32 protein-coding genes are annotated in these 25,296 nt (G+C 66.8%); 20 read left to right on the top strand and 12 right to left on the bottom strand.

Features of this window, described 5'->3' with window-relative positions; genetic code table 11:
- Positions 1–3: 3 nt before the first annotated feature.
- Positions 4–741: a hypothetical protein gene (locus QH196_RS15675; protein ID WP_280416526.1), complete on the top strand. Its 738-nt coding sequence runs from the start codon at positions 4–6 to the stop codon at positions 739–741.
- 156 nt (positions 742–897) lie between these two features.
- On the top strand, positions 898–1,773 hold the full coding sequence (locus QH196_RS15670; RefSeq protein ID WP_280416525.1) for an alpha/beta fold hydrolase: 876 nt from the start codon (positions 898–900) through the stop codon (positions 1,771–1,773).
- An 86-nt stretch (positions 1,774–1,859) separates the two neighbouring features.
- Here the strand turns inward: QH196_RS15670 and QH196_RS15665 are convergent, their stop codons facing one another.
- Positions 1,860–2,015 carry a hypothetical protein gene (locus QH196_RS15665; protein ID WP_280416524.1) on the bottom strand — a complete coding sequence of 52 codons (156 nt, stop codon included), beginning with the start codon at positions 2,013–2,015 and terminating at the stop codon, positions 1,860–1,862.
- Positions 2,016–2,152: 137 nt separating this feature from the next.
- Here QH196_RS15665 and QH196_RS15660 point away from each other — a divergent pair, with 137 nt between their 5' ends.
- The 3 genes from QH196_RS15660 to QH196_RS15650 all read left to right on the top strand — a co-directional run bounded on the left by QH196_RS15660 (position 2,153) and on the right by QH196_RS15650 (position 4,868).
- Positions 2,153–3,670: an FAD-dependent monooxygenase gene (locus tag QH196_RS15660; RefSeq protein WP_280416523.1), complete on the top strand. Its 1,518-nt coding sequence runs from the start codon at positions 2,153–2,155 to the stop codon at positions 3,668–3,670.
- Complete coding sequence (locus QH196_RS15655; protein WP_280416522.1) at positions 3,667–4,230, top strand: TetR/AcrR family transcriptional regulator; 564 nt, start codon at positions 3,667–3,669, stop codon at positions 4,228–4,230. The genes QH196_RS15660 and QH196_RS15655 overlap by 4 nt, the downstream gene beginning before the upstream one ends.
- Positions 4,231–4,427: 197 nt before the next feature.
- Positions 4,428–4,868, top strand: a complete 441-nt coding sequence (locus QH196_RS15650; protein ID WP_280416521.1) for a DUF6069 family protein — start codon at positions 4,428–4,430, stop codon at positions 4,866–4,868.
- Between the two features lie 80 nt (positions 4,869–4,948).
- Here QH196_RS15650 and QH196_RS15645 read toward each other — a convergent pair whose 3' ends face one another.
- The 4 genes from QH196_RS15645 to QH196_RS15630 all read right to left on the bottom strand — a co-directional run bounded on the left by QH196_RS15645 (position 4,949) and on the right by QH196_RS15630 (position 8,625).
- Positions 4,949–6,181, bottom strand: coding sequence for an MFS transporter (locus QH196_RS15645; protein WP_280416520.1), 1,233 nt, complete (start codon positions 6,179–6,181; stop codon positions 4,949–4,951).
- A gap of 342 nt (positions 6,182–6,523) precedes the next feature.
- Entirely contained in the window at positions 6,524–7,012 is a 489-nt protein-coding gene (locus tag QH196_RS15640; protein WP_280416519.1) for an FBP domain-containing protein, read from the bottom strand.
- A gap of 100 nt (positions 7,013–7,112) precedes the next feature.
- Positions 7,113–7,682 (bottom strand): VOC family protein, encoded by a 570-nt coding sequence (locus QH196_RS15635; RefSeq protein WP_280416518.1) that lies wholly within the window; start codon positions 7,680–7,682, stop codon positions 7,113–7,115.
- A complete protein-coding gene (locus QH196_RS15630) occupies positions 7,660–8,625 on the bottom strand; it encodes an AraC family transcriptional regulator (protein WP_280416517.1) in 966 nt (321 codons plus the stop codon). The genes QH196_RS15635 and QH196_RS15630 overlap by 23 nt, the downstream gene beginning before the upstream one ends.
- 113 nt (positions 8,626–8,738) lie before the next feature.
- Here QH196_RS15630 and QH196_RS15625 point away from each other — a divergent pair, with 113 nt between their 5' ends.
- Together QH196_RS15625 and QH196_RS15620 are read left to right on the top strand one after the other, a co-directional pair.
- Positions 8,739–9,140: a nitroreductase family deazaflavin-dependent oxidoreductase gene (locus QH196_RS15625; RefSeq protein WP_280416516.1), complete on the top strand. Its 402-nt coding sequence runs from the start codon at positions 8,739–8,741 to the stop codon at positions 9,138–9,140.
- A gap of 166 nt (positions 9,141–9,306) precedes the next feature.
- Entirely contained in the window at positions 9,307–9,858 is a 552-nt protein-coding gene (locus QH196_RS15620) for a hypothetical protein (RefSeq protein ID WP_280416515.1), read from the top strand.
- Between the two features lie 491 nt (positions 9,859–10,349).
- On the opposite strand, the gene QH196_RS15615 is transcribed toward QH196_RS15620, so the two are convergent.
- The gene (locus QH196_RS15615) at positions 10,350–10,718 is read right to left on the bottom strand and encodes a hypothetical protein (protein ID WP_280416514.1); all 369 of its coding nucleotides are present in this window, start codon (positions 10,716–10,718) and stop codon (positions 10,350–10,352) included.
- A 328-nt stretch (positions 10,719–11,046) separates the two neighbouring features.
- Between QH196_RS15615 and QH196_RS15610 the strand changes: the two genes are divergently transcribed.
- The 3 genes from QH196_RS15610 to arfB all read left to right on the top strand — a co-directional run bounded on the left by QH196_RS15610 (position 11,047) and on the right by arfB (position 13,019).
- Positions 11,047–11,613: a dihydrofolate reductase family protein gene (locus QH196_RS15610; protein WP_280416513.1), complete on the top strand. Its 567-nt coding sequence runs from the start codon at positions 11,047–11,049 to the stop codon at positions 11,611–11,613.
- 287 nt (positions 11,614–11,900) lie between these two features.
- Complete coding sequence (locus QH196_RS15605) at positions 11,901–12,506, top strand: dihydrofolate reductase family protein (protein ID WP_280416512.1); 606 nt, start codon at positions 11,901–11,903, stop codon at positions 12,504–12,506.
- An 81-nt stretch (positions 12,507–12,587) separates the two neighbouring features.
- Positions 12,588–13,019: an alternative ribosome rescue aminoacyl-tRNA hydrolase ArfB gene (arfB, locus tag QH196_RS15600; protein WP_280416511.1), complete on the top strand. Its 432-nt coding sequence runs from the start codon at positions 12,588–12,590 to the stop codon at positions 13,017–13,019.
- 207 nt (positions 13,020–13,226) lie between these two features.
- Here arfB and QH196_RS15595 read toward each other — a convergent pair whose 3' ends face one another.
- Positions 13,227–14,015 carry a helix-turn-helix transcriptional regulator gene (locus tag QH196_RS15595; RefSeq protein ID WP_280416510.1) on the bottom strand — a complete coding sequence of 263 codons (789 nt, stop codon included), beginning with the start codon at positions 14,013–14,015 and terminating at the stop codon, positions 13,227–13,229.
- 167 nt (positions 14,016–14,182) lie between these two features.
- Here QH196_RS15595 and QH196_RS15590 point away from each other — a divergent pair, with 167 nt between their 5' ends.
- Together QH196_RS15590 and QH196_RS15585 are read left to right on the top strand one after the other, a co-directional pair.
- A complete protein-coding gene (locus QH196_RS15590; RefSeq protein WP_280416509.1) occupies positions 14,183–14,602 on the top strand; it encodes an SRPBCC family protein in 420 nt (139 codons plus the stop codon).
- A 99-nt stretch (positions 14,603–14,701) separates the two neighbouring features.
- Positions 14,702–15,238 (top strand): VOC family protein, encoded by a 537-nt coding sequence (locus tag QH196_RS15585; RefSeq protein ID WP_280416508.1) that lies wholly within the window; start codon positions 14,702–14,704, stop codon positions 15,236–15,238.
- Between the two features lie 41 nt (positions 15,239–15,279).
- Here QH196_RS15585 and QH196_RS15580 read toward each other — a convergent pair whose 3' ends face one another.
- Together QH196_RS15580 and QH196_RS15575 are read right to left on the bottom strand one after the other, a co-directional pair.
- Positions 15,280–16,080 carry an LLM class flavin-dependent oxidoreductase gene (locus tag QH196_RS15580; RefSeq protein WP_280416507.1) on the bottom strand — a complete coding sequence of 267 codons (801 nt, stop codon included), beginning with the start codon at positions 16,078–16,080 and terminating at the stop codon, positions 15,280–15,282.
- Between the two features lie 80 nt (positions 16,081–16,160).
- Complete coding sequence (locus tag QH196_RS15575) at positions 16,161–16,670, bottom strand: O-acetyl-ADP-ribose deacetylase (protein WP_280416506.1); 510 nt, start codon at positions 16,668–16,670, stop codon at positions 16,161–16,163.
- Positions 16,671–16,853: 183 nt separating this feature from the next.
- Here QH196_RS15575 and QH196_RS15570 point away from each other — a divergent pair, with 183 nt between their 5' ends.
- On the top strand, positions 16,854–17,489 hold the full coding sequence (locus QH196_RS15570) for a histidine phosphatase family protein (protein WP_280416505.1): 636 nt from the start codon (positions 16,854–16,856) through the stop codon (positions 17,487–17,489).
- Positions 17,490–17,554: 65 nt separating this feature from the next.
- Positions 17,555–18,451: an aminoglycoside phosphotransferase family protein gene (locus QH196_RS15565; protein ID WP_280416504.1), complete on the top strand. Its 897-nt coding sequence runs from the start codon at positions 17,555–17,557 to the stop codon at positions 18,449–18,451.
- A 253-nt stretch (positions 18,452–18,704) separates the two neighbouring features.
- Here QH196_RS15565 and QH196_RS15560 read toward each other — a convergent pair whose 3' ends face one another.
- Entirely contained in the window at positions 18,705–19,634 is a 930-nt protein-coding gene (locus tag QH196_RS15560) for an oxidoreductase (RefSeq protein ID WP_280416503.1), read from the bottom strand.
- A 62-nt stretch (positions 19,635–19,696) separates the two neighbouring features.
- Between QH196_RS15560 and QH196_RS15555 the strand changes: the two genes are divergently transcribed.
- Together QH196_RS15555 and QH196_RS15550 are read left to right on the top strand one after the other, a co-directional pair.
- Complete coding sequence (locus tag QH196_RS15555) at positions 19,697–20,269, top strand: TetR/AcrR family transcriptional regulator (protein WP_280416502.1); 573 nt, start codon at positions 19,697–19,699, stop codon at positions 20,267–20,269.
- A gap of 424 nt (positions 20,270–20,693) precedes the next feature.
- Positions 20,694–21,056, top strand: a complete 363-nt coding sequence (locus tag QH196_RS15550) for a hypothetical protein (RefSeq protein WP_280416501.1) — start codon at positions 20,694–20,696, stop codon at positions 21,054–21,056.
- Positions 21,057–21,212: 156 nt separating this feature from the next.
- Here the strand turns inward: QH196_RS15550 and QH196_RS15545 are convergent, their stop codons facing one another.
- Entirely contained in the window at positions 21,213–21,971 is a 759-nt protein-coding gene (locus QH196_RS15545; protein WP_280416500.1) for a hypothetical protein, read from the bottom strand.
- Positions 21,972–22,231: 260 nt separating this feature from the next.
- On the opposite strand from QH196_RS15545, the gene QH196_RS15540 reads away from it, so the two are divergent.
- The 4 genes from QH196_RS15540 to QH196_RS15525 all read left to right on the top strand — a co-directional run bounded on the left by QH196_RS15540 (position 22,232) and on the right by QH196_RS15525 (position 24,564).
- Positions 22,232–22,822: a TetR/AcrR family transcriptional regulator gene (locus QH196_RS15540; protein WP_280416499.1), complete on the top strand. Its 591-nt coding sequence runs from the start codon at positions 22,232–22,234 to the stop codon at positions 22,820–22,822.
- A gap of 111 nt (positions 22,823–22,933) precedes the next feature.
- Entirely contained in the window at positions 22,934–23,668 is a 735-nt protein-coding gene (locus QH196_RS15535; protein ID WP_280416498.1) for an SDR family NAD(P)-dependent oxidoreductase, read from the top strand.
- Positions 23,669–23,795: 127 nt separating this feature from the next.
- The gene (locus QH196_RS15530; RefSeq protein ID WP_280416497.1) at positions 23,796–24,083 is read left to right on the top strand and encodes a hypothetical protein; all 288 of its coding nucleotides are present in this window, start codon (positions 23,796–23,798) and stop codon (positions 24,081–24,083) included.
- Complete coding sequence (locus QH196_RS15525; RefSeq protein WP_280416496.1) at positions 23,968–24,564, top strand: ABC transporter ATP-binding protein; 597 nt, start codon at positions 23,968–23,970, stop codon at positions 24,562–24,564. The genes QH196_RS15530 and QH196_RS15525 overlap by 116 nt, the downstream gene beginning before the upstream one ends.
- Before the next feature lie 176 nt (positions 24,565–24,740).
- On the opposite strand, the gene QH196_RS15520 is transcribed toward QH196_RS15525, so the two are convergent.
- On the bottom strand, positions 24,741–25,196 hold the full coding sequence (locus QH196_RS15520) for a VOC family protein (RefSeq protein ID WP_280416495.1): 456 nt from the start codon (positions 25,194–25,196) through the stop codon (positions 24,741–24,743).
- Positions 25,197–25,296 lie beyond the last annotated feature (100 nt).

Here is a 25,296-nt window from a genome sequence, read left to right as displayed (position 1 = left end):
GTCGTGATCGCGACGAAGAAGAGCCCTGAGGAACGGACCGCACTCCGGCCGTGGCGCCGCGCATTCGACGTTCCGGAGTCCGGCCGGTCGCTGGTCACCGAACGCCCGGCGGCCCTGGCCGAGTCGATCCTCACCGAGGTCAATCGCCGCGGTATTCCGGCGAGTTACGCAGCGGCACCGCATATTCCGCGGACCCCGCTCGGGCCGCCCGCGGTTCCGCAGCCCATCACCGTCGGGAGGCGGTCCGGTGCGGAAGCGATCGTCGTCGTGATCGATCGGTCGCTGGTCGGCTTCCTGTTCGGCAGGTCCGGGGATGGCCGGCCGAACAGGTGGTCGCCGCTGCGGTCGGCACGAGCGCGATCGTACGAGAACCGGTTGTGCGAGCGCGTGATCGAGACGGCTACCGCTGTCGATGCCTGCCGCTTGCTCATCCTGTGCGATACCGAGCACACCTCCGGTCCCGAGCGAACGCGGGCGATCCGCTGGGTTCGCGAAGTGGCATACCGCATGGGCTATGAATGCTCGATCAACGGCCTGCTCGACCTCGGCGCCTCGTATCTCGTTCTGGTCGCCGATGTGGAGGCCGGCGCGGCCGCACGGTCGGTTGTCGATTGGTATCGGACCGGAAAGGTGCGGTGCGCCCGCCTCAGTGACAGAAGGGATTCCGGTGCCGTCGTCGTCGACCTGCGGGCGGACGAAGTAACCACGGCAGCAGCCGGCCGGCGGGTGCGGGTGGTGTAGTGTGCGACGCATGCTTTTGTTCTTCGTGCGCCTGCGCCCCGAATAGTCGGCGCACTCCTCCGGCCCCTCCGGGCCGGACTCTATTCCGAAACCGCCGAGAGTTGCGGGTAGACGTGTCGCCGACGGGTAGTGAACATTCCCACGAAGGACTTCACCATGTCTGCGTATTCCTCTGTAACCTCCTCCGCGACACCTACTTTCGTTCTCGTGCACGGATCCGGCACGAGTTCGTTCATGTGGGCTCCGCTGCAACGTGAACTGGCGCTGCTCGGGCACCGCTCCTACGCCGTGGACCTCCCCGGCCACGGTCTCGAAGCCCAATACTCGGTGGCGTATCAGGCACCGCAGGACCTGGACGTGCTTGCCGATACGGCGTCGACACTGGCCGGGGTGACCCTCGACGATAACGTGGACCGCGTCGCCGACGTGGTCTCCCGGTTGCACGAGCACGGGCCGGTGATCCTGGTGGGCGCCAGCCTGGGCGGGGTCACGATCACCGCCACGGCCGATCGTGTGCCGCAACTCGTCGACGGGCTGGTGTACATCTCGGCGTGGGCGTGCACGACCCGGCCGAGCCCGGTTGCCTACATGTCCGAACCCGAGTTCGCGGACAGCCTGCTACCCGGCCTGGCTCCGTTGAACGTCGGTGATCCCGCCGTTCTCGGCGCCGGTCGTGCGAACTACCGGACGGCGGATCCGGAAATGCTGCGCGCGTTGAAGGAAGCCACCATGGCCGACCGATCGGATGCGGAATTCATGGCCTTCCTGAACATCCTGCAACCCGACGAGTCGATCGAAGTGATGGTCGCGCACGCCGCCGCGAACCCGGCGACCTGGGGCCGCATCCCGCGGACGTTCGTGCGGCTCACCGCAGACAGGTCCCTGCCGATCGCGATGCAGGACCGCATCATCGCCGATGCGGACGCTCTGACACCGGATAACAAGTTCGCGGTGCACACCCTGGACACCAGCCACGCCGGATTCATCCACCACAGCGCGGAGGTCGCGCGGATGCTGACCCAGGCACACTGACGGGTGAGTGTGCGGTGCGGTCCCGGACCGCACCGCACACACTCGTTACCTGATAGCCGGTCGGTGGCTCGGGAAACTACCGGCCGTCAGAGCGCCCGGCCCGGGTGCCGGGCGTGGAACTGCGCCATGGCGTGGTGCGCATGGTCGGGCAACCGGTTGTGCCTGCCCGGCTCGGCGCCTTCGATCGGGCGGGTGTGGTCTACCCGCGGCCACTGTCCTCCCGCGCGTTTGAGATGTACCATTTGGTACATAGGAGTGGGGTGGTGATCGAAACCCCGCTGCCGGTCCGGTCATGACGCGAGTACGGCACCGATCCGGCCACGCGAGGGAGTGCCGCCTGTGGTCCCTGCACGGGCTACGAGACAGGAAGTGTCAGGTTATGGGTGTTCTTATCGCCGGCGCCGGTCCGACAGGGATGGTCGCCGGGCTCGTCCTCGCCGCGAACGGGGTGGCGTGCCGCGTGCTGGAGCGGCGCGCGCAGCCCGGCACCAGTTCTCGGGCGCTCGGATTGCAGGCGCGTTCGATGGAGCTGCTGGCAAGTCTCGGGCTTGCCGGCGAGATCGAACGCGTCGCCTACCGTCTCTCTGGCGCCTCGATGATGCGCGGTGATACCGAACTTTCCCGGTTCATCTGGGTCCCACCGCAGAGCCCGTACCCCTACACCTACGTGCTTCCGCAGTCGGGGTTGGAGGATATCCTGCGCGACAGCTTACGCGCGGCGGGCGTCGAGATAGAGGCCGGCGCCCAGGTGCAGACCGTGACCCAGCATGAAACCGGTGTAGAGGTCACGCTCGCCGATGGCCGCGAGACGGCGGCCGAATGGCTGATCGGTGCCGACGGGTCACGCAGCCGGGTGCGCGCGGAACTCGGCATCGAACTGGCCGGCCGGGAAACCGGCGAAACCTACTATCTGGCCGATGTCGTTCTCGACAAGCGGCCGCCCTTCCAAGACAGTGCCATGTGGCTGGGACCGGCCGGCCCCTTCATGCTGATGCGCCTTCCGGGCACGGACGAGCTCTGGCGGATATTCGCCGATATGACCGATACGCACTCCCTGGCCGAGCGGCCCGGACCGGGCATTGCCGAGCTGCAAGCACTTCTCGACGAACGCGGCCCGAGCCGGATGCGGATCACCGAAGTGCAGTGGACGTCGATCTATCGCACCCGGGTGGGTCTCGCTACCGGATACCGCCGGGGGCGGGTGTTTCTGGCGGGCGATGCCGCCCACGTGTTCCCGCCCTTCGGGGGCCAAGGGATGAATCTCGGTATCCAGGACGCCGTCGATCTGGCGTGGCGGCTGGCGGGTGTCGAACACGGCGCGCCCGCGGATCTGCTGGCCGCCTACGAAACCGAACGGCGCCCGGTTGCCGCGGCAACCATCCGCGATGTCGAGAGCCGGCGGCGGCTGTACGCACTGCGCAACCCGGTTGCCCGGAAACTTCGTGATGCGCTGCTCCGGTACGGGTCTCGCGTCCCGGGCGCCGCGCGCAAGGCGAGCCTGCAGAATTCGCAACTGGACGTCGGCTATGGCCGCGGCGGGGGATGGCCGCTCGCGCGTGGCCCGCGGAGCGGGGAGCGGGCGCCGGACGCTCCGCTGGCCGAGGGAACGGTCCACGACCGGCTCGGTGTCGACCATTTCACCTTGCTCGTTTTCGGCGCCGCATCTGCGGCCGGAGAACGGTACGGGGTAACGGACACCGCGTATTCGGCAATGGGGACAGTCGAGGTGCGGGTCGACGACGATACGGACACGACCGGTTCGGCACGCGACAGATACGGTCTGCGGCGCGGATATGTGCTGATCAGGCCGGACGGATACGTGGCGTACCGGGGCAGTGACGGCGCCGCGGCGCGTCGGGTGGCCGCCGCCTGCACCGGCGCCGGGCAGAACGCATGAGCGCCGCCCGCGAAGCTCTGCTGGAACGAGTGGTCGCCTGGTTCACGGCCAACGGTGTCGGAGATACGAGTATGCGTACCGTGGCCGAGGGCATCGGTACGAGTCACCGAATGTTGAACTACCACTTCGGTTCTCGTGACGGCCTCTTGGAGGCCGTGGTGGCTGCCACCTGGGGCCGGCAGAACCTGGTGCTGGCCGAACTGCTCGACGCCGACCCCGATCCTTACACGGCGGCGTACGCGTTCTGGGACCGGATCGCCGGCGAGGCAACATTGGTGGCGCCGCTGTTCTTCGAGGTGGCGGCGGCGGCGATGCAGGGAAGACCGTGGGCGGTGCCGCTGCGGCAGTGGGTCGAGCAGTGGCGGGAAGTGCTGACCACGCTGTTCATCCGGGCCGGGCACGAACCGCGCGAGGCGGCGTTGCAGGCGCAGATGGCGCTGGCCATGGCACGCGGACTGCTGTTCGAGCTCGCGATCACCGGTGACGAGGGGCGTGTGGCGGCGGATACCGCGATCCGGACCTTTCTCGAGTCGACCAGAACTGCCGGGCAGGGAGCGTGAGTGGCTCCGGTGGGGGAGTCGCCCGACGGCCCGATTCGGCTGCCCGGCATATGGCACAGCGGGGGCGCCCGCGGCTGCGAGGGTTCGACTTCGACGGTGAGTGACCTCTGTCACTGCGACGCCAAAAGGATTGACCTGAATAATTGTTGAGGTTTCAGGATGGTCTCACCCGAACTTCACAGCTCCAGGAGGTCATCATGAGCACTACGAGCACTACCGCCCGCCCCGCCGTCCGCATCCCCGCAATGAACCGTCCCGTCGCCCTCTTCGGCGCGATCGGCGCGGCACTGCTGGCCAATATCGTTGTCTGGCTGATCGGCGCAGCCGCCGGCGGCACGTTCGAGGCGACCAACGCGGGGCAGGTACAGAGCGTGGCCCCCGGCGGCATCATCATGCTGACCGTGATTCCGATGCTGATCGGCCTCGGCGCGGCAGTGCTGCTGTCCTACAAATGGATCGGTGTGCTGCGCCTCGCCGCGGCGATCGGATCGGTGATCGCCGTGGCCACCATCGCCATGACCGTGAGTGCCGATTTCGACACCGCCTCCACGGTCGCGCTGTCGGTCACGCACCTGACGCTGGTCCCCGCTCTGGTCATCGCTGCCGAGGGATTGCGCCGCAAGCTGATCGAAGCGTGATCTGCACGAACCGGAAGGGCCCGCATCCGAGAGGTGCGAGCCCTTCCGGTCGCCGAAGGCAGGGGAGATGATTTCGACGCTCAGGGGACAGAGGTCGCCACGGTGCCGGTCGTCCGTCGGCCCGAGCCCAGGGATGTGATCACGACGATCACGGCGGCGATCCCGATGGCAGCCGCGGCGAGCGAAGCCGTTGCGGCCCAGCCGAACCAATCGACAACCGCCGCTCCGACGGCCGAACCGAGACTGCCGCCGACGAAATACACGAGCATGTACGCGCTGTTGAACCGCGCCGGCGCGGTGGGGTCGATCGCGAGCACCGTGCTCTGGTTCGCCACCTGTGCAGCGAAGAGGCCCGCGTCGAAAAGTGCCAGGCAGACCAGCGTCACCACGGTGTCGGTGAGCGTGAACGCCATGATGGCTGTGGCGACTCCGGCCAGTGAAAGTCCCACCGGGATCACCCGGCCGGAGCCCACCCGGTCGGTCCAGGCTCCGGCTACCCGGGTCGCAAGGATGCCCGAGAGCCCGGCCGCCGCGTACAGGCCGATCTGCTCCGCGGTGTACGAGAACGGGGGCTTCGAGAGCGCGACCGCGAGCCCCGCCCATACCGCGCAGAACGCGAAAAACCAGATCGCGCCGCATATCGCGGCAACCCTGAGCTGGGCGTACCGCACGAACAGCCCAGGCAGCGAGCGGAGGGTTTCGACATAGCCACGCCCGCCCACACCCTGCGCGGCCGGCAGTACCAGCACGCAGGCCGCAGCGAGTACGGCACAACCCACCGCGAAAACGAGAAGCACGCCACGCCAGCCGATCTCCTCGGCAAGCCAACCGCCGGCGATCCGGCCGGCCAATATTCCCGCCGATATCCCGGCAGTGACAATGCCCAGGATCGTCGCCCGCCGCCGCGGCGGAGCGAATCGGCCGGCCACGGAGCTCAGGCCCGCGCCCACCGCCGATAATGTTCCGACCACACCCGTCAACATTCCCAGCGCCCAGACCGCACTCACCGCGGCACACGCCGCCAGCGCACCCGACATGACCGCGAACTGGATCGCGAGCACCCGCCCGGGCGGGAAGCGATCCACCAACGGTACGAGCAGGCCCAGCCCCGCCATGTATCCGGCGGGTCCGCACGCGAGCGCAAGACCGACGGCGGCGATCTGTGCGCCCAGAGAGTGCGCCACCTCTGCTATCGCGGGCTGCAGTAGATAGATCGTGGAGGTGCCGAGCGCGGCGGCGAGCGAAAGGAACAGTACTACGGAGCCCGGCAGTCGATTGCCGGCGTGTGGTTCTGTGGTGGGTTCGGTTCTCACATCGACCGACGGTATGAAGCCGCAGGTCCCGGAGCTGGCGGGATTGCGACCTCACCGTCGCGGCGACATAGCGGCAACTCACCGCGGGCCGGGCAGCGCCTCGCATTCACGTCAGCGGGCCCCTCCTACGAGGATCTCGCCTCTCGATCAAAGGTCGAACGCTGCGCTCCTCCTCGGCCGGCACGGACCGTTCGGGGCCGGTCCGTCCCGGCCGGGGAGGAGAGGGACAGCTCCGGATTCTCCTGCCCGGGCGAAGAATCCGGAGTCGCCCGCGAATTCGGTCTCGAGTGTCGGCGCATGGGCCACAACCTCTTTCTCTCGTTGCGCATCGTCAGGCGGTGATCAGGCGCGGACCCGGCCGAGGAACGCGGTCACGTTCTGCCGGATCTGGTGGATGCGGTCGGCGGGGTCGTAGTCGTCGCGGTAGGCGCGACCCAGCGCCGGCGTCATCACATGCCGCGCGTACAGCGAACAACAGAGGTCACCGCACATATAGGTGCCGGTGGAGTTCCCGCGCCGGCCCGCCTCACCGGCCTTGCGGGCGGTCATCAATACGACTCCACCGTTGGTGTGGGTGGTCGAACAGACGGTGCACATCTGCGTCCGGCGCGGCCCGCCGGTCTCATAGCGCAGCGCGATCCCGGCGAGACCGTCCGCCTCGGGCAGCACCAGATACGCGCGACCCGGTAACCCCGGATCGGTCCAGCCCAGGAAGTCCAGATCGTCCCACGGGCGGGTCGCCAGGTCGGGCGGGACCGTCAGGCGTTTGGCATCTCCTTTCGAACAGTTGACGAACGACGCTCTGATCTCTCGTTCGGTGACAGGTTCCATCGGTTGTCCGGCTCCTTCGAATCGGATGGGCAAAACCGCGACACCCTATCGACCGTCCCGGAGCCCCGGCAACGCTATTTCCGCAGCCGGTCGGCCAGGATCAATGCACGCAGAATTCGTTGCCCTCGATATCGGTCATGGTTACGAAGTATTGGCCGCGCTCGCGGCCCGTCCGCTGCGCAGTGCCACCGAGGCCGCGCAGTTCGGCCACCAGCGTGTCGACCCGCTCGATCCTACGAGCGGGCGAGTCATCCGGAAACGTCGCCTGAATGTCGAGATGCAAGCGGTTCTTGACGGTTTTGGATTCCGGCACCCCCAGGAAACTCAGCCGCTCCGGCCCTTCCGGGTTGTAGATCGCGGCAAAGCGGACCCTTTCGTTCTCCGCGAACCCCTGACCTATCTGGTAGTCCATCCAATTGTCGTAGTCGTCCGGAACCGGATCGACCCGGTAGTCCAGGGCCGCAGACCAGAAGGCGGCCATTCGATCCGGATCGTGGCAGTCGATGACAACCTGAAACTGTCGAGACATGATCGAGAGGGTGCCTGGCCCGCCACCGTCGGTAAACCCCGGCTTCCCAGAGCAGATTGTTCCTGTGCCGCCGCGCCTGTATCGCCTGCGCAGCAGCAGCCCGGCGGCGCCGCCTACATCATTGGTCGGTGACGCCGCCATGCGTAGGTATCGGGACGCGCCCGTTCGCCCGGACCGCTGTTCGGAACTGCCCCGGAGCCTGCGAACGTGTCCGGCGGAAAGCTCGGCTGAACGCATAGACCGAGGTGTAGCCGACCGAGCGGGCGATGCTGTCGAGGGTGTCGTCGGTGTCGCGCAGGCGGACCGCGGCCAGATCCATCCGCCACTGCGTCAGGTAGTCGGCCGGCGCGGCGCCGGTCACGGCGCGGAATCGCCGCGTCAGCGTGCTGCGGGAGACCGTCAGCTCCGCAGCGAGTGACTCGATGGTCCAACCCCGGGCGGGCTCCCGATGGAGCCTGGTGAGCGCGTCGCTGACCACAGGGTCGGCCAGCACGCCGAGCCAGGATCCGCGCGCCTCGTCCGGGCGTTTCGCCGACCAGACCCGCAGCAACTGCACCAACAGGATGTCGACCAAATGGTTGAGGACGAATGCGGTCGCGATCTGCGGGTAGGCCAGCTCCCGTGACAGCAGCCGGACGGTGTCGTCGAGGCAGGTGCCGCCGTTGTCGGCCCTGATGTGCAGAACCTGCGGTAACGAGGTCATCACCTGCGTCGACACCGTGGGGTCGTATTCGTAACCCGCGCCGAGGATATGCGTCTGTACTACACCGGCACCCAGGCGCAACACACTGCCCTCCGCCATCGCCGCATCGCCACCGCAGTCGCCGCACGGGGCCAGCGGCACGCCGGGTGCACTGCTCAGCCCGTGCTCGACACCGCTCGGCAACAGCACCACATCGCCGGGCATCAGCTGTTGTGCTTCCTCGCCGGGCAGACACAACCATGCGGTGCCCGAGGTGACGGCATAGAAGGCCGCAGTGCAGCGTGCGCCCCAGGAGATCCCCCACGTGCCGCCCGCCTCGATGCGCGCACCCGCGCTACCACGGACACCGCCGATCGCGAGGATGTCCGCAAGAATGTCCATACGATCGATGATAGTGCGACAAACAGATATGTTTCTGGCCAATTCAGCTATCGAACCATTCAACGTGTACCGCATATGGTCGAACCATGCCAGATGCGAACGAGATCATCGAGATGAACAGCCAGGTCATCAGCGAGTTCCGGGAGAAGGGCGGCACCGTCGGCGGCACCTTCGAAGGGTTTCCGCTCATCCTTGTGCATCACATCGGCGCCAAATCGGGTATCGAACGCATCGCGCCGCTGGTTCCCTATGTCGAGGGCGACCGGATCTTCGTCTTCGCCAGCCTGGGTGGCAGCCCGAAGCATCCCGCCTGGTACCACAACCTGACGGCCAACCCGAACACCACCGTCGAGTACGGCACTGAGACGTTCCCGGTTGTCGCCCGTGTACTGCCCAGGGCCGAGCGTGATGAAATCTATGCCAAGCAGGTCGCCGTGCAGCCCCAGTTCGGCGAATACCAGCGCAAGACCGACCGGGTCATTCCCGTTGTCGAATTGCAGCGGATCGGCCTCTGACGCGGGTGCTGGAAGATGCTATCCGGTAAGTGCCGCAACAATCGAGGAATAACACCCGGGTCCAATGCCCATGACCGACATAATGACTCGGTGGAGAAATAGGTTCTCGCCGAATTCTCGGGTCCCTCGACCCGTCAGCAAGTGGCAGAATCTATAGACCGGCCCGGTGTTTATTACCCAGTCGGCAGCTCCCGTAAACAAAGTTGATGGGATCGGTTATCGCGGAATGTCGGCCGCGGTGAATCCGGCCGGTGGCGGGGGTGGCGTCGAGGTGACGTGCGAGTTCGCCGTTCTTACTGTCAGCACGACATCTGTTGGCGTAGAAGGGGGTAGCTCGCGCCGGATATCTGCTCTCCAGTTGACAGAAGTCTCCGGGAGCCCGCAGGATCATTCCGTGTCGAATGAACATTTTGTGTGGAAACCATTCGTTTCGAAAATTGTTGCAGTGGCGGCCTTCGTTGCGGCCGGTCTCGGTATGGCGACCGGCACTGCGTCGGCCGAAAGAGGCGTAGACGATTGCATTGCCTACTCGTACGAAGAGGGCATCATGCATACCACGGTCTATTTCCACAACCGCTGCAATTCGACACAGGGTGTGACGGTGTATCCGGCGGAGAACGGGTGCGGTAATTGGACGACCAGGCTCGCCCCTGACGAGAAGAGCAGCCACGAGTTCGGCCGATGCGGAGTATCGGCTGTGAGCAATGTAGACGGCTGACCGGGCACAACGGACGAGCGGGCGTAGCCCGAGGCTTTCGATGAATGCCGTTACGCCCGCTCGGGCGGCGCGCCTGCACTCCCACGGCGCCGTCTCCGCAGCCCTGGCGCTGTACAGCGATCACGGGTTGCGTGAACTCGTGGATGCGGCGGTGCCGATGGGCGCCGGTATCGGCGGGAAGCCGGCGCTGTTGGAGGTCGCAGGAACTGGCCGCCGGCATCGCGTTCCTGAACGGCCGTGGCCTGCTGCACCTCGGCGCACATTTCGAGAACATCCTGACCGACGGTCGCCGGCCAAACCAGCCGGAGTGCACCGTTTCCGGACGAGGAGATCGGCCGCCTGTCGGGTGGGCCGGCCCATCATCGCGGCGCGGTTCGGAACGGGATTGCCGGATCGGCGTGAGCGGCTGTCCGCCGGCAAATCCGGCATGCGCGGGCCGATATCAGGTTCCGCCGATCGATGACCACGGGGTTCACCGATGCCGCCTACGTTCAGTACCGATAGATCTTGACGTAGGCGTTCGTGCTGGTTCCGATCGTGATGGGGCCGAGGCACGAAGCCGAGCCGTGTCCGGACGGGCTGAAAGAACCGCTCCACGAGCCCTGGTAGTGGCCGAAGGCCGGTAGCGGAAAGGCGAACGGCTGGGTGTGCAGGCCGTAGCACTCGACTATGAGCGAGTATTCCCGCCCCGCGGGTTCGTTGTAGTCGCGGCAGGTTGCCGTCGCGCCGAACAGATCCCGCGTGACCGTACAGTCCTCAGGCGCGGCGTGGGCCGCACCGGCGCCGATCGCGGTGGCGAAAACCGAAACCGAGGCGGCGGCAAGGACGATCCGGACCGCAGCGATTGCCGTGCTTCTCATGGTGGTCCTCCAGGTTTCTCAGCGGTTGTCCGCCGATTCTGCACCGTGTTCATCCCTGCCACGCCTGGGATGGCGACCGCGCCGGATGGATCTCGAGAACTGATCGGTCGGGCGGAGCCACACCCAATGGGAGCGAATATCCGCCGTGGTGAAAGTCTTTGGTTACCGACACAATACTCTCCGAGCGCAGATCGGTGGCGGCCGATGAGGCCGGTGTCTGCGGGCACGGGTGGATCGGCGACCAGTGGGCGCGCCCCTTCTGTAAGGATTCGACGAGATCTCGTGTGGCGCCGCGATGAGTTTCGCCGTCCGGTGCAGTCTGATCTCCATGGGCACACTCATCTATGGCTTCAATGTCTCGGTGGACGGGTACATCGCCGATGCTCGAGGCAGCATCGACTGGAGCGATCCGAGCGAAGAACTGCACCAGTACTGGAACGACTTCGAGCGCGAGACCGCCCTGGCGTTCTACGGGCGGCGGCTCTATGAACTCATGTCCGCGTACTGGCCGACGGCGGACAAGGCCCCGGACGCCACCCCTATGATCGTCGACTTCGCCCATATCTGGCGCGATATGCCCAAGGTCGTGTTCTCACGCACCCTGGAGTCGGTCGATTGGAACTCCCGTCTGGAACGCGGCGACCCGGTCGAGGTGGTGCGGAAACTGAAAGCCGAAACCGACGGCAGGCTGGAGGTGGCCGGCGCGACGCTGGCCGCACCGATCGTGCAGGCCGGTCTGGTGGACGAGTATCGGCTGGTGATCGCGCCGACCGCCGTGGGCGGCGGCACTCCGTTCTTCCCGGCGTTGCCGTCATGGATATCGCTGCGACTGTTGGAGAACCGCACCTTTCCCTGCGGTACGGTCCTGCTGCGTTACGAGGCGAAACGCGACTGACGCAACCGGCCCCGCCCTGCGGACGCACTATGCGCCGTATCCGCCGTCGATCGGCAGCACTGCGCCGGTTACGTAGGAGGCCTGCGGACTGGCGAGGAAGACGACACTCCACGGGCCCTGGACGCACTGCGCATGCTCCTCGAGGCCCCGGCCGAAGCCGATGCGCGGCGTGGCTGCCTGATGGCCAACAGCACCTACCCGGGGTTTCTCGTCGCCTCATGGCGCGGCCGATGATTTTATGGCTCCCGGCCGGTCCAAGCTCGTGACACCGTAGAAAGGACACAGCTATGCGGGAGCTTCTCGTCGACTTCATCACCTCTCTCGACGGCTATGCGTCGGGAGAAGGATGGCCCGGGTTCTGGGGCCTCGAGGGTCCGGAATACCTCGCGTGGCTCGGTGAGCAGCCCGAGGCCACCCACCTGATGGGAGCGAACACCTACCGCCTGATGTCGGGCTTCGCCGCCGGCCAGGTCCCGAGTGGTCAAGACGAGTTCAGGCCCGAAGAAGAGGCGTCCGTCGATGAGCTCACGCAAGCGACCAAGGTGGTGTTCTCCTCCTCGCTCGAAGACCCACTGACATGGGCCAACTCCACGCTGGTCCGCGACGACGCCGTCGAGACGGTCCGCGCTATGAAGTCGAGTGGCTCGGGGCTGCTCACTACCATCGGCAGCCTCAGCCTGAGCCGGTCGCTGCTACGAGCCGGACTCGTCGACCGCTTCCGGGTCGTGATGTTCCCGGTGATCACCGGGGCCACGGGTGCGGAACGCATCTACGACGGCTATCCGGACGTCGCCCTCGAAATGATCGAGCACCGCACCTTCGACGGCAGCATCCAGCTAGTCGAGTACAAGCCCCGCGTGCTCGAACACCCGCCGCTCGGCGCCCCTGCCTGACGTCGCCCTGTCCGTGGGCCCGGGTCACCATTCGGCCACCTGGGATAGTGGACTGGTGAATCGGAAAGACGGCGTCGGATCATGGCAGCAGACCTGATCGTGACTCGGACGCTGGTGATCCCGGCATCCGAGTTGCGCGAGCGGTTCTCACGCTCGTCCGGCCCGGGCGGGCAGCACGTCAACACCACCGACAGCCGGGTCGAGCTGTCGTTCGACCTCACCAACTCGCCCTCCGTGCCGGAACGGCTGCGCACCCGGATGCTCGATCGCCTGGCCGGCCGCCTGGTCGACGGGGTGCTCACGATCGCCGCTTCGGAGCACCGCGCACAGCTGCAGAACCGGTCGGCCGCCCGCGAACGCCTGGCCTCCTTATTGCGTGACGCTGCTGCCGCCCCGCCGCCCGCGCGCCGCGCCACCAAGCCGTCGCGCGGCGCGAAGGAACGTCGCATCGCCGCGAAGAAGCGGCGCGGCATCACCAAGCGAAACCGCCGTGCCTTTCCCGACGACCAGTAGCGCTTTGTCGGCCCTCTCCTCTCGCGGGACTGCCTCCGTCGATCCGGCGGTGTGCCGGGCGTGAGATAGCCGACCTCGGCGGCCGGGTGCGGCTATCGGTGCGTGGCCAGGAACGGCAAGAGGACGTCGGCCATCTCGTCGGGCACTTCCTCGGCGAGATCGTGGCCGGCGTCGAAGACATGCCCGACCACAGTGGAACCGCGCTTTTCAGCGGCACGGTGGGAGGGTGGGGGTCAGTAGTCGGTGCAGGGCGGTGGGGGTGTGGCCGAGGTGTTCGCGGACGGTGCGGGTCAGGTGGGCCTGGTCGGCGAAGCCGAGGTGGGCGGCGAGGTCGGCGAGGCCGGTTTCTCCGTCGGTGATCCGGTCGAGCGCCTGTCCGACTCGTATCCGGTTGCGGTAGCGGGTCAGCGACACTCCCATGTGCTGTGAGAACACCCGGCTGAGCCGATACGGCGAGACCCGCAGCAATACGGCCAGAGACCGCAGTCCGGCCGACTCCGGCGCCCCGTTGATGATGGCGTCGCGGGCCGCGGTGACCAGCAGGCGGTCGGCGGGGCGCGGCCGAGGGATCGGCTGTTCGGCGGCGAGTGCGACGAGCCTGACCAGTTCCTCGGTCGCCGCGTAGTCGATGTCACCGCCGACGGCAGCGGTGAGCATGCGGCGGTGCGCGAGCTCGATACGCGCATCGACGTAGACAGCCCGCGAGCTCACCTCACTTTCCAGAAGGCTGGGCTCGATGGTCACCGCGGTGCAGACGTCACCGCCGGCCGGGTGGGAGAAGCCTTCCTCCTCGCCCGGTGTGCCGATATAGCCGACAGTGCGGTCCAGGTCGGCGAGTTCACCGTCGGCTTCTCGCCGGAACCGGCCTCGGCGCACGAGTACGAGCCGATGGTCGTCGCGGGCTTCCGGAGCCGAGAAGTGGGTGTGGTCGGAGCAGCAGTTCACGGTGGTCACGGTGAACTCCGGCCGGGCAGCGAGGGTCGTGGCGGACAGCACTCACCGACCGTAGGGCCGGGGTACGACAAGAAACTGCCCGCAAAAATCTTCAAGACCTGCGCCGGTCCGGGCATGGATGCTGAGACGGCAACACCGACTACGTCAGCGAGACAAACGAAATATGACCGTACACGCGCACCTCGCCGCGGCCTGACCAGGAGGATTCCATGGCATCCATTCACAAAGAATTCGTCGTCGACGCCACACCCGAGCAGGTCTGGGATGTGCTCGCCGATTTCGGCGCGGTACACGAGCGACTCGCCCCGGGCTTCGTCACCGATACTCGCCTCGACGCCGACACCCGCACAGTCACCTTCGCCGACGGCACCATCGTCGCCGAACGACTCGTCGACCTCGACCCGGCGAGCAAGCGCGTTGCCTACTCGATCGTCGGCGGACACCTTCACCCCGCCCATCACCACGCGTCGATGCAGGCCCTGCCCGCCGAGAACGGCAGAACCCTGTTCGTCTGGCACACCGATGTCCTGCCCGAGGCCCTCGCCACACCGATCGCCGAATCCGTCGAGCAAGGATCAACAGTCATACATCGGGCACTGGAAACGGCAGCAACCACAGTCAAGCGGTAGCGGCGTAGCCACAGAGCGAGACGCGCGGTCGGCAATTCGGGTCGGCTTCCGACCGCTATGGCGCCTACTTTCGCTCACACCGACAACGAAAGGACCGAGATGCTCGAAAAACCCGGTGCCGCGCCGGAGGGTTACAACACCGTTTCTCCATGGGTTGTCACCGACGATACCGGGGCATTCCTCGACTTTGTCGGCTCGGCGTTCGACGGCGAGGAGCTCGGGCGGGTGGCAACCGACGACGGTTTGATCGGCCACGGTGAGATCCGGGTAGGCGACACCGTGGTACTGGCGTTCGACCGGCACGTGGACTGGGCCGCGATACCGAGCCTGCTGCGGGTATTCGTCGCCGACGCGGACGCAGCCGTTTCCCGTGCTCTCGCCGCCGGTGCGCAGATCGTCACTCCGATCTCCGACGATGCGTTCGGGCAGCGCGGCGCACGCCTCAGGGATCCCTTCGGCAACATCTGGTGGGTGAGCTGCCACGTCGAAGACGTCACCGAAGACCAGATGTGGGAGCGGCTCCAGGACCCTGTGTATTCCGAGAGAATGCGGGTTGCCCAGGCAACGCTCGATGCCGAGCTCAGCGGCCGTCCAGTTGGCCGGAGCAGCGCGCCGGTTCGCAACAGTTCCAACTGACCAGTCCGGGTTGGGGGTCGATGCGGGTGCCGCCTTCGCGGCTACCGACCGGCGAGCTCGGCGACGACCGGAGCAAGACGGCCTGCGGAGTCGGCGCCGAAAACGAAATACGAGAAGCCGCTCTCCTCCCGGCGTCGCTCGATTTCCTCGGCGGCGGCTGCCGGATCATCCGAGAGAACGGTCATCGCGTCTACCGCGCGAAGCGCAGCAGGGTCGGTATCGGGGGGCGCCATATGCGGAGCGACAGAGTCACCGATCACCGGCACGGCCAGCGCGAGCTCGACGTCGGCGCGGAACTCGCGCACCATATGCGCGACTTCGCGCCGAGGCTGAGCCCCCAGCACGAACGTGACCGTATCCGCGACCTCGGCCGCCAACGCCTGGGCCTTCGGACCGAGTACCGCCATTGCCACGGGCGTATGACGATCAGGGCCGTCGAGGTCTCGCAACGTTGCGACCGTCTCCCGTACCCGTGCCAACCGTTGGTACGGCGGCGGTACGGAAGGCATTCCCTTGTCGCGCAGCTCGTCCTCGATCCCGGGTCTGCCGGTGCCGATGCCCATCTCGAAACGGCCCTCGGTCAGCAGCGACAGCGAGTGCGCTTCCCATGCCGTCAACCACGCCGGGCGGAACGGAGACGCGTACACCCAGGTGCCCACGCGCAGGTCGGTCAGGGCCGCGGCGGTGGCCAGCATGGGGCCGGGTGCCGGCTGCGTCTGAGGGAAGTCGGGCACGAGCAGCGTCGAGTAACCGCTGTCGGCGATGCGGCGCACGCGGTCACGCCACGCGGGCACGTCGGTGGTGAGCGGAGCAACGACCCCGAATCGGAACGGTCTCGTCATGCACGGACTCCTGTCTCCCGGTCGGTTCAGAGGAACAGACGACGGAGTCGCCCGACATTCATCGGCGCAGCACGTCGGAACTATTCCAGTGCCACGGCAAAGGCCGCGAGTGCCCGCTCGTCGAACAGCACGAACCGCACGTAGTCGACGGCCGTTTCGGCGGAACGCACCGTCTCGACGGCAATTCGGGCACCATCGTCCATCGGCCAGCCGAAGATGCCGGTGGAGATCGCGGGGAAGGCCACGGTCCCGGCGCCCAGTTCATCTGCCACGCGCAGGGATTCGCGGTAGCAGGAGGCAAGCAACGCCGAGCGGTCCTCGGTGGCCGACCACACCGGGCCCACGGTGTGGATCACCCAGCGCGCGGGCAATCGTCCCGCGGTCGTCGCCACCGCCTGTCCGGTCGGCAACCCCTTGCCGAGGTGCGCGGCGCGCAGGTCACGGCACTCCGACAGGATCTCCGGACCGCCCTTGCGGTGAATGGCGCCGTCGACACCACCGCCACCGAGCAACGAGGAATTCGCGGCGTTGACCACCGCGTCGACCTGCTGTTCGGTGATATCCCCGCGCACTGCCTCCATTCGCGTCATCGGTCCATTGTGCTGGCATGACCGGCCACGATGCCATCGGATATGCGCACCGATCACCGAACCGAAGTGAGGTCGGAGTTCGCCGTCGCACCAACGCGGCAGTTACGGCGGCCGACGCCCCGGATACGCCGATGAACGACGTCCGATTCACTGGGCGGACACACCAGATCTCAACGAGGGAACATGCAGAACCTTTACGTAGTCAGCCACCCGCACGCCGACCACACCGAAGCCGACCTCGTCGGCGGCTGGTACGACTCGCACCTGACACCGCTCGGCCTTCGCGACGCACACCTGATCGCCGAGGAACTCGACCGCCGCCGCGACCCACTGCGACCGGTCCGCATCACAACATCCGACCTGTCCCGATGCGCCGAAGCCGCCGGGATTCTCGGCACAGTCCTCGATGCCCCGGTTTCGGCGGATCCGCGCCTGCGTGAGATCAGTTTCGGTGAAGCAGAAGGCCGGCCGAACGAGTGGCTCGCTCAGCGGCAGATCCCCGCACCGGACCATGACCGGCTCGACCACCGCGGCCCCATCGGTGGTGCCGAGACACGGCGCGAGGTCGCCACCCGGGTCGGTGCCTGCATCAGTACGTTGATGACCGATATCGGCCACGACCACATCGTGGTCACCCACGGATTCGCCCTGACGTTCGTGGTGACCACCTGGATGCGGATCCCCGTCGACGCGGTCGGATTCGCGTCCTTCGCGACGACGCCCGGTGCGATCACCCACCTACGCCTCGACGACTACTGGCGCAACCGCACACTGGTCGCCCTCGCCGACACTTCCCACCTGAAAACCGATAAGTATTGACCGAGCACGATCGCCGCCCATTCCCGTGGTCAGGCCTCCATACCGCCTCAGTACAGTGAATTCGCATGACCGGCACCGAACTGGAGATCACCGCGGAACTGGTCCGCGACCTGCTGCGGGAGCAGCATCCCGATCTCGCGGGCCTGACCATCCGCGAGGTGGCGGGTGGCTGGGGCAACCAGATGTGGCGTCTCGGGGACGAGTTGTCCGTACGTATGCAGCGTATGGACCCCACCCCGGACTTGCAGCTGAAGGAGCGGCGGTGGCTACCCGTGCTGGCCCCGCGCTTACCGCTGCCGGTGCCGACCCCGGTGCGATTCGGTGAACCCTCCGAGCGTTTCCCCAAGCACTGGACAGTGATGACGTGGGTTCCCGGCGAGCCGCTCGACCACGCCACGATCAGTCGCGGCGCCCATGCGGCCGATACGCTGGCAGCATTCCTGCGGGCACTCCACGTTCCCGCACCCGCCGAGGCGCCGATCGCCACCGACCGCGGCGCCCATCCCAGGGACTGCACGGACGGCTTCGAGGCCTTCTGCCAAGCCGTCGCCCCTGCCGACCTCGCCACCGAGGTCCGGGCGGTCTGGGACGATGCCGTCGCCGCCGGCGCGTGGGAGGGCCCACCGGTGTGGGTGCACGGCGACCTCCATCCGGCGAACGTCGTCGTCTCGGACGGAACGCTCTCGGGCATAGTCGACTTCGGTGACCTGTTCGCCGGTGACCCGGCGTGGGACCTCGCCGCCGCCTGGGTGCTGCTGCCCGCGGGCACTGCAACACGGTTCTTCGACATGTATGCGCACGCGGACGAGGCGGCGATCCGGCGGGCCCGCGGACTGGCGGCCATGAAGAGCCTGTTCCTGATGCTCATGGGGCAGAACGGAGATCGGGGTCTTCCGGGCGGAAAGCCGCATTGGGGTCCTGTAGGGCGGGCGGCCCTCGAGCGTGTTCTGACGGACGAGTGACGAAATAGACCCGGCCCCCGCGGGGCTCGTGCCGCCCAGCATTTCGTCGCCGACCCGCAGTCGAGCAACATCGGTTCGGGCGGCTTCCACCACGCCCGCGGAGTCCACGCCGAATCCACGCGGGAGGGCGCGGCCGGTCACCATCTCCATAGCGCCGCTGCGGATCATCCAATCCATGGGGTGGCCGATGCGGTGCGCACATGCACAAGCATCTCGGTTCCGCTGAACTGGTGCTACTGGATGTGCTGCATCGTCAGACTTCCGGGACGTCTGTTGCCGGGGCGGGCGTCGGCGACGCCGAGGCGAAGGGGAAGCGCGCGCCGGTGAGGTGCTCGGAGACGCTCCAGAGCCGCGCGGCGGAGTCCGGATCCTTCGCCACGGCGGATATCTCGCCCACCGCCGCCGGACCGCGAACACCGCCGAATCGGCTCGGGCCGACGAAACTACCGCCGGGGATATCGCCGACGGCAGCCAGCAGGGTGGGAAGCGCACCGGCGTCGGGTCCCTGGGCGAGCATGGGCGTGAAGAGGGCTGACAGGGTGTCGAGAAGCCGGTTGCCGCTCGTGATCCGGAAGCCTGTGGCGGCCCAACCGGGATGCGCGGTGGTCGCGGTGACCGGCGAGCCGGCCGCGTTCAGACGGCGTTGTAGTTCGGCAGTGAACAGCAGGACCGACAACTTCGATGCACCGTAGGCGCCGAACGGCTTGTAGGGGCGTTGTGCCCATTGCAGGTCGTCGAAGTCGAGTTGTGCAGTGCGGTACGCGGTCGACGAGGTGGACACCACGCGGTCGGTGATTCGGTCCAGCAGCAGGTTCGTCAACGCGAAGGGCGCCAGGTGGTTGACGCCGAACTGGAGTTCGAAACCGTCTGCGGTGTGCTGCAGCGAGTCGGTCATGGTGCCGGCGTTGTTGATGAGCACGTCCACTGTGCTGTCGATGCTGTCCGCGAACTGCCGGACCGATACCAGGGAGCTGAGGTCGAGCGGACGGACTTCGACCGTGCCGCTCATCTCGGCGGCGGCTGCACGGCCCTTGTTCTGGTCTCGGACGGCGAGGACGATCCGTGCGCCCTTGGCGGCCAGGGCGGCCGCCGCGGCACGGCCGATACCGCTGCCGGCGCCGGTGACGATGACGGTGCGGCCGGACTGATCCGGTATCTGCGAAGGGGAGGTGAGTGCGAGCATGCGGCCAATGTACCCACTGGAAACAATCTGGTCAACGGAAACATCCTTGGTAAACTGCCCGCATGACGCCTGACCGCCCCTACCACCACGGCAATCTGCGCCAGGCCGTGCTGGAGCAAGCCACGCCGGTCGTGCGTGACAGGGGGGCCTCGGAGCTGTCGCTGCGCGAGCTGGCCGCCGCCATCGGCGTTACGCACTCCGCTGTGCGCCGCTACTTTCCCGACCGCCGGCAGCTTCTCGACGCATTGGCTGTAGAAGGGTTCGCTCTGCTCGGCGCCCGACTACAGGACGCCGTCGAATCCGCCCCCGACTACCACGCGCAGATTCACTCGATCGCCCACGCCTACCTCGACTTCATGACGTCCGAGGCCAACTTGGCCGAGCTGATGTTCGCCCACAAACACGGGGCAGGTGGCGACGCCGTGAGCGAGAGTGCCGACGCGGCCTTTGCGCCGATATTGCTGGTGTTCCAACGCGGCCTGGCCGGCGACCCGCGGCACACGAGCCCGGAGCGGACCGCACTGATCTTCTTTGCCACCCTTCAAGGGCTGGCCGGGCTCGCGAACTGCGGCATGATCACCGCCGACCAACTCGGCGGGTTCATCGATGAAGCTGTCGCGCAATTCCCGCAGTAGTAGATACTTCCCGGTTCGACGATGCCCGCGGGAAACCACATCCGTCTCCGAGAATGAGTAGGTGCGCGCGATAGCCCGGCGCAGCTATCGCAGACCAAGGTGCCGTCGATATCCCAGATGACCAGTCCCGGGCGCCCGCGGTCACGAGGGCATTCCGACGGACTCGACCCGACTCTACGAGGTGCCGGCGGCCGATTCGAGAGTCGGACGGCAACTCCTTCGAGCCGCCGATATGGGGAGAGGAAACCGGCTTCTACCTGCGCAGGAGGGCAGTCGGGGCAGCAGGATCATCGGCGAGCACGGTTTCCGGCTTGCTCCGACCGAGATACCGACGGCGAGCATTACACCGGCCTATACGACATTATGGTCGCAGATCTGACTACTCAGGTCGCACACTGCGTTTTCGACTGATCAGGGATCTACCGTGCAAAGTTCACAGATATTGACCCGCACCGTGCTCGGCAGCGTCATTGCCCCGCTGCTCATTGTCGGTTCAGGGGGCGTCGCCGCGGCCGAGCCCGCCCCGGCGCCCGCGCCGGTGCAAGCCCCCGATGCTGCGGCGCCTGGGGCGGGGGCGCCCATCGCGGCGTGTATGGCGCCCGGCGACTCCATCGAACTCCGGGCCGGCCTGGGCGCCCTGCTCGGGACCGGGAGCGGCGCGGTCGCGGGCCTGCCCGTCTTCTTTTTCGGGGCCATCCCGTTCGGGATCATCGGCGGCGTGATCGGTGCCATGGTCGGCTCGACCACCTACGCGCAGGACGCCTGGCGGGCTCCGCAGAACTGCTGATCGGATTGGGCCGCGGGGTCAGCCCTTTGACGGGGTAGGTGGCGTCGAGCCATTCGGTGAACGATGGCCGGCCGATTCGGGCGTGCGGCCGGCCACGCTGGGTGTCGCATAAGGCAAGGCCTCACGACCCCGCACCGCACCGGCGGGTGAGGCGCTTCAGCTGATTCCGTTCCGCTGTGCTGTCCATCCGAGCGCGAGGGCGGTGCGTGCGACATCGTCGTTCCCTTCGGCATACCACTCGGGGATCCGTCCGTCCCGGGCGCACTGTCCACCCGACTCGAATATCGGTACCCGGCTGGGATGCAATGCGAACCACCGCTGCACCAGCGCTTGTGCCGACTGCTGCCGGTCCCGCGAGATCAACCATTCGACCAGGGCGGGAGTGCGGTCGCGTAACACTGTCCGCAGCATCGCGTCGGGTACCTCGGCGACCAGGGAGTCCGGGTCGCGTGTCCAGGCCAGCCACGGGATCAGGACCCCGCGGACCCTGCTCAGCAATGCTTCCAGATTCTCGATGCGGTGCGCGGGCTCCGCGAGATCGATCCGGTACCAGTAGCCGAGCACTTCATCAGCTCGGTCCTCGACCAGCACCTCATCGACGGTCCCGAGTACTCGTTCCGGATGGGCGCGCCGCCATTCCAGGAGTTTTTTGTCGAGGACCCGCACATACTGCGGCTCCAGCCGGATCAGCTGCCCCTTCCTGTTGCGGGTGGTCGTCCCGAATTCGATCTTCTCGATACGGCCGCCCGCCGTACGCTGGAGCCGACGCTCCGTTCGTGACCAGGAGAACCCTTCAGTTTCCAGGTGGGCGGCCAGCCATGCTCCGGCAGCCTCGAGCACCTCGCCCGGCTTCTCGAGTCGGGCGATCTCCTTGTCCGGCTCGCCGGTCGGTCGGCTGGCGGCACGGTTGTGCATTGGTGATCCCCGCTCTCGGACGGACTCGCCGGAGGCCGGCTTTGCGCACTGTGTGTCAGCCTGCGGTCCGGTAGACCAGATTATTCAGGATGTTGAGGTTGTACCGACAGCCCGCAAGGGCCGATCCGCGGGTACGCTTCGTGTTCCGCACCGTCGGCACAGTGGTTGATATCGGATGACCGGCGAAAATCGCTCGATAAGCGGTGTTTCCGCCCGGCGCAATGATGGACCGGGTGGTCCAAAATAGGTAGCCTGGTTGCATGCCGCGTCCACGCCAGTTCGATGAAGAGCGCGTCTTGGCGGCCGTGCAGGCGGCGTTCTGGGACAACGGGTACGCAGGGACGTCACTCGAAGATCTTCTGGCAGCCAGCGGGCTGGGAAAAGGGAGTCTGTACGGGGCATTCGGGGACAAACGGAGTTTGTTTCTGCGGGTGCTGCGCGAGTACGACGAGGCCAACGATCGGATGTTGCGTACGTGGCTGGAGGTGGCCGACCGCGCTATCGAGGTGATTCGCGGTTTCGTGACCGGACCCGTGCGCGATCCCGGCGGCGAACAGGCCCGTCGAGGTTGCCTGCTCGCCAATACCGCGATGGAGCTCTCCGTGAGCACCGTCGAGGTGGCCGCAGAGGCTCGGCGCAGCTACGCCGCGACTACTTCCGTGCTGGTCGACGCGATACGGCGAGCGCAGCGCGAGGGCGATATCGCGCCCCATGTCGACCCCGATGGCGCCGCCCATGCGGTGCTGGCGGGTCAGCTCGGGCTGATTGTCCTCGGCCGGGTCGGCCAGGATCCGGCCGCTCTGTCGATCATGGCCGAGACCCTGCTCAACGGTCTGTTGCCCAAGTCCTGAGCGGTCCCGCAGTGGCGTGAGAGAAAACAATTCCGCGCAAGTTCTTGACCAAACAGTCCATATCGAGTGTTATGGACTAGTCGGTCAATAACTAGGAAGTGGGAAGCTGTCATGAAGGTTCTGCAGGGCAAGGTCGCGGTCGTGACCGGGGGTAACGCGGGTATCGGACTGGCGATTGCGCGGGCGTACCTCGACGAGGGGGCCCGGGTGTTCGTTGCCGGCCGTCGCCGGACGCAGCTCGACGAGGTCGAGGCCGAACTCGGCCCCGGGGTGACCGGGATCCGCTGTGACGTGGGCAGGCTCGCGGACCTCGACGCGCTCTATGCAACGGTCGCTGAGCAGGCGGGTCGGATCGATGTCCTGGTCGCCAACGCCGGGATCGGGATCGTGGCGCCGTTGGGCGAGATCACCGAGGAGCAGTTCGACGCCATGTTCACCACCAACGTCAAGGGCTCGCTGTTCACCGTGCAGAAGGCGCTGCCGCTGCTCTCGCCGGGGGCGTCGATCATCCTCACCGGATCGACGGCGGCCTCGCGACCCGAGCCGTACCTTCCCGTGTACGGGGCGACCAAGGCCGCGCTTCGTAACCTGGTTCGGGGGTTCGCCCACGTCGCCGGGGAACGCCGGTACCGGATAAACATGCTCTCCCCTGGCGGTACCCGCACGCAGGGTTTGGTCGACCTGATCTCAGCCGAGGAGGTCGCTTCCGCCGGGGCGTCGGTTCCACTCGGCCGGTTGGCCGAGCCCGAAGAGATCGCCGCGGCGGCCGTCTTCCTCGCCTCGGACGCGTCCAGTTATGTCAACGGCTCCGAGCTCGCCGTGGATGGCGGCTCCGCTCAGATCTGAGCCGCGCAGCAGCTCCGTGCCCGGCAGGTGCTGTGCCAAAGCCTGAGCGAACGGCACTGTTACTGCGCGAGGGCGATTCCTGGACATGGAGGTCGGTGATGGCGGTCTACATCGGTATCCAGCACGCTTGCTGTCCGCGGCGCTCGAACTCGCCGGAAAGTTCCGGGTGAACGTAGTGAGCCCCACAATGGTCGAAGGCTCGGTCGAGACCTTTGCGGAACTGTTCCCCGACCTGAACGCAATGACTATCACCGACCCCGAACCGGCCACCGCCGCCGCGCCCGACTCGACCGGAGCCGGTGCCGCGGTCCGGCTCGACGATCTGCGTCTCGGTTTCCACGGCAAGCTCGCCGCACAGGTCACCCTCGATATCGAACCCGGCGAGGTCGTCGTCTTCCTCGGCGGAGTGCGTTGAAGAATGTCCTATTCCCGCTGCATCTGCGCGGTGTCAGGGGCGAAAGGCCAAGGAAGCCGAGGCCACCCATCTCGAACAGGTCGGGCTGAGCGACTATCTCGACCACCTGCCCAGCCATCTGTCCGGTGGGATGCGGCAGCGCGTGCAACTGGCCCGGACCCTGGCCTGCAGTCCGAAGGTCATGCTGATGGACGAGCCGTTCGGTGCCCTCGATGCCCAAACTCGTCTGGATATGCAGCAATTGCTGATCTCGGTGTGGGAGCAGACCAGGATGACGATTCTGTTCGTCACCCACGATGTCGACGAGGCGCTGCTACTGGCCGACCGCGTGGTGCTGCTGACCCATCGGCCGGCGCGCGTGGCCGAGGTCATCACCATCGACCGGCCGCGGGACCCGCAGGCACACTTCGACGGGAGCTACCAGCGTCGCCGCCAGTCGATCCTCGAGTCCCTCGGTCCCGCTCCGGCGTCCGCGGTCTGAATCTCGCTGACGACCGTGTGGCCGGTCGGTCCTGTTCCCGACCGGCCACACGGCATCGTCAGGCTGCGACGAACGTGTCGCAGCGGGCCCGGTGGTCAACAAATCCTCCTGCAGGACCCGGCGGGCAATTTCATTGAACTATTCCAACCCGCAACCCATTTCGAGGCACCGTAGCGTCAGGAAGTGCCGTCACCGGGCGGGTCGGCGTAGCGGCCGTGCAGGATGCCGGTGGCCTGGCCGATCTCGATGAGATAGCCGTCGGGGTCGCGCAGATAGCAGCGGATTTCTGCCTTGCGATCGATGGGTTCGGTGAGGAAGACGCCACCGAGCTCGCGGGCGCGGGCGTGAAAGGCGGCGATATCGGCCACGCGGATGTTGAGGAACGCAGAAACCGTGTCGGCATTCGGGTCCGGGGCCTGCAGGGTGATCCCGGGTTTGTCGGGAGTTGGGCCGCCGCCTGGGTTCATGATGATCCAGCTGTTGGCCACTTGGACCACACAGGGATTCTCGGCCTGGATCACCCGGCCGCCGAAGATATCGGTGTAGAAGGACCGGGAGCGGGCCACATCGGAGACGGTGAGAAAGTGGGTGACCAGCAGTCCTTCGGTGGGGGCGGGAAAATCGGAGGTCATCGGCGATCTCCTGGGTGCGGATCGGTCTCAGCGGATTCGTGCGCGGCCGGTGGGGGCGGCTTCAGGGGTTGCGGTCGGCTGAGCTGCCGGGCCGGAATCA

It is taken from the genome of Nocardia carnea (genome assembly GCF_029868325.1).
Taxonomy (GTDB): domain Bacteria; phylum Actinomycetota; class Actinomycetes; order Mycobacteriales; family Mycobacteriaceae; genus Nocardia; species Nocardia carnea_C.
The sequence above is the reverse complement of the archived record's forward strand: the minus strand, read 5'-3'. Positions and strand labels throughout refer to the sequence as shown.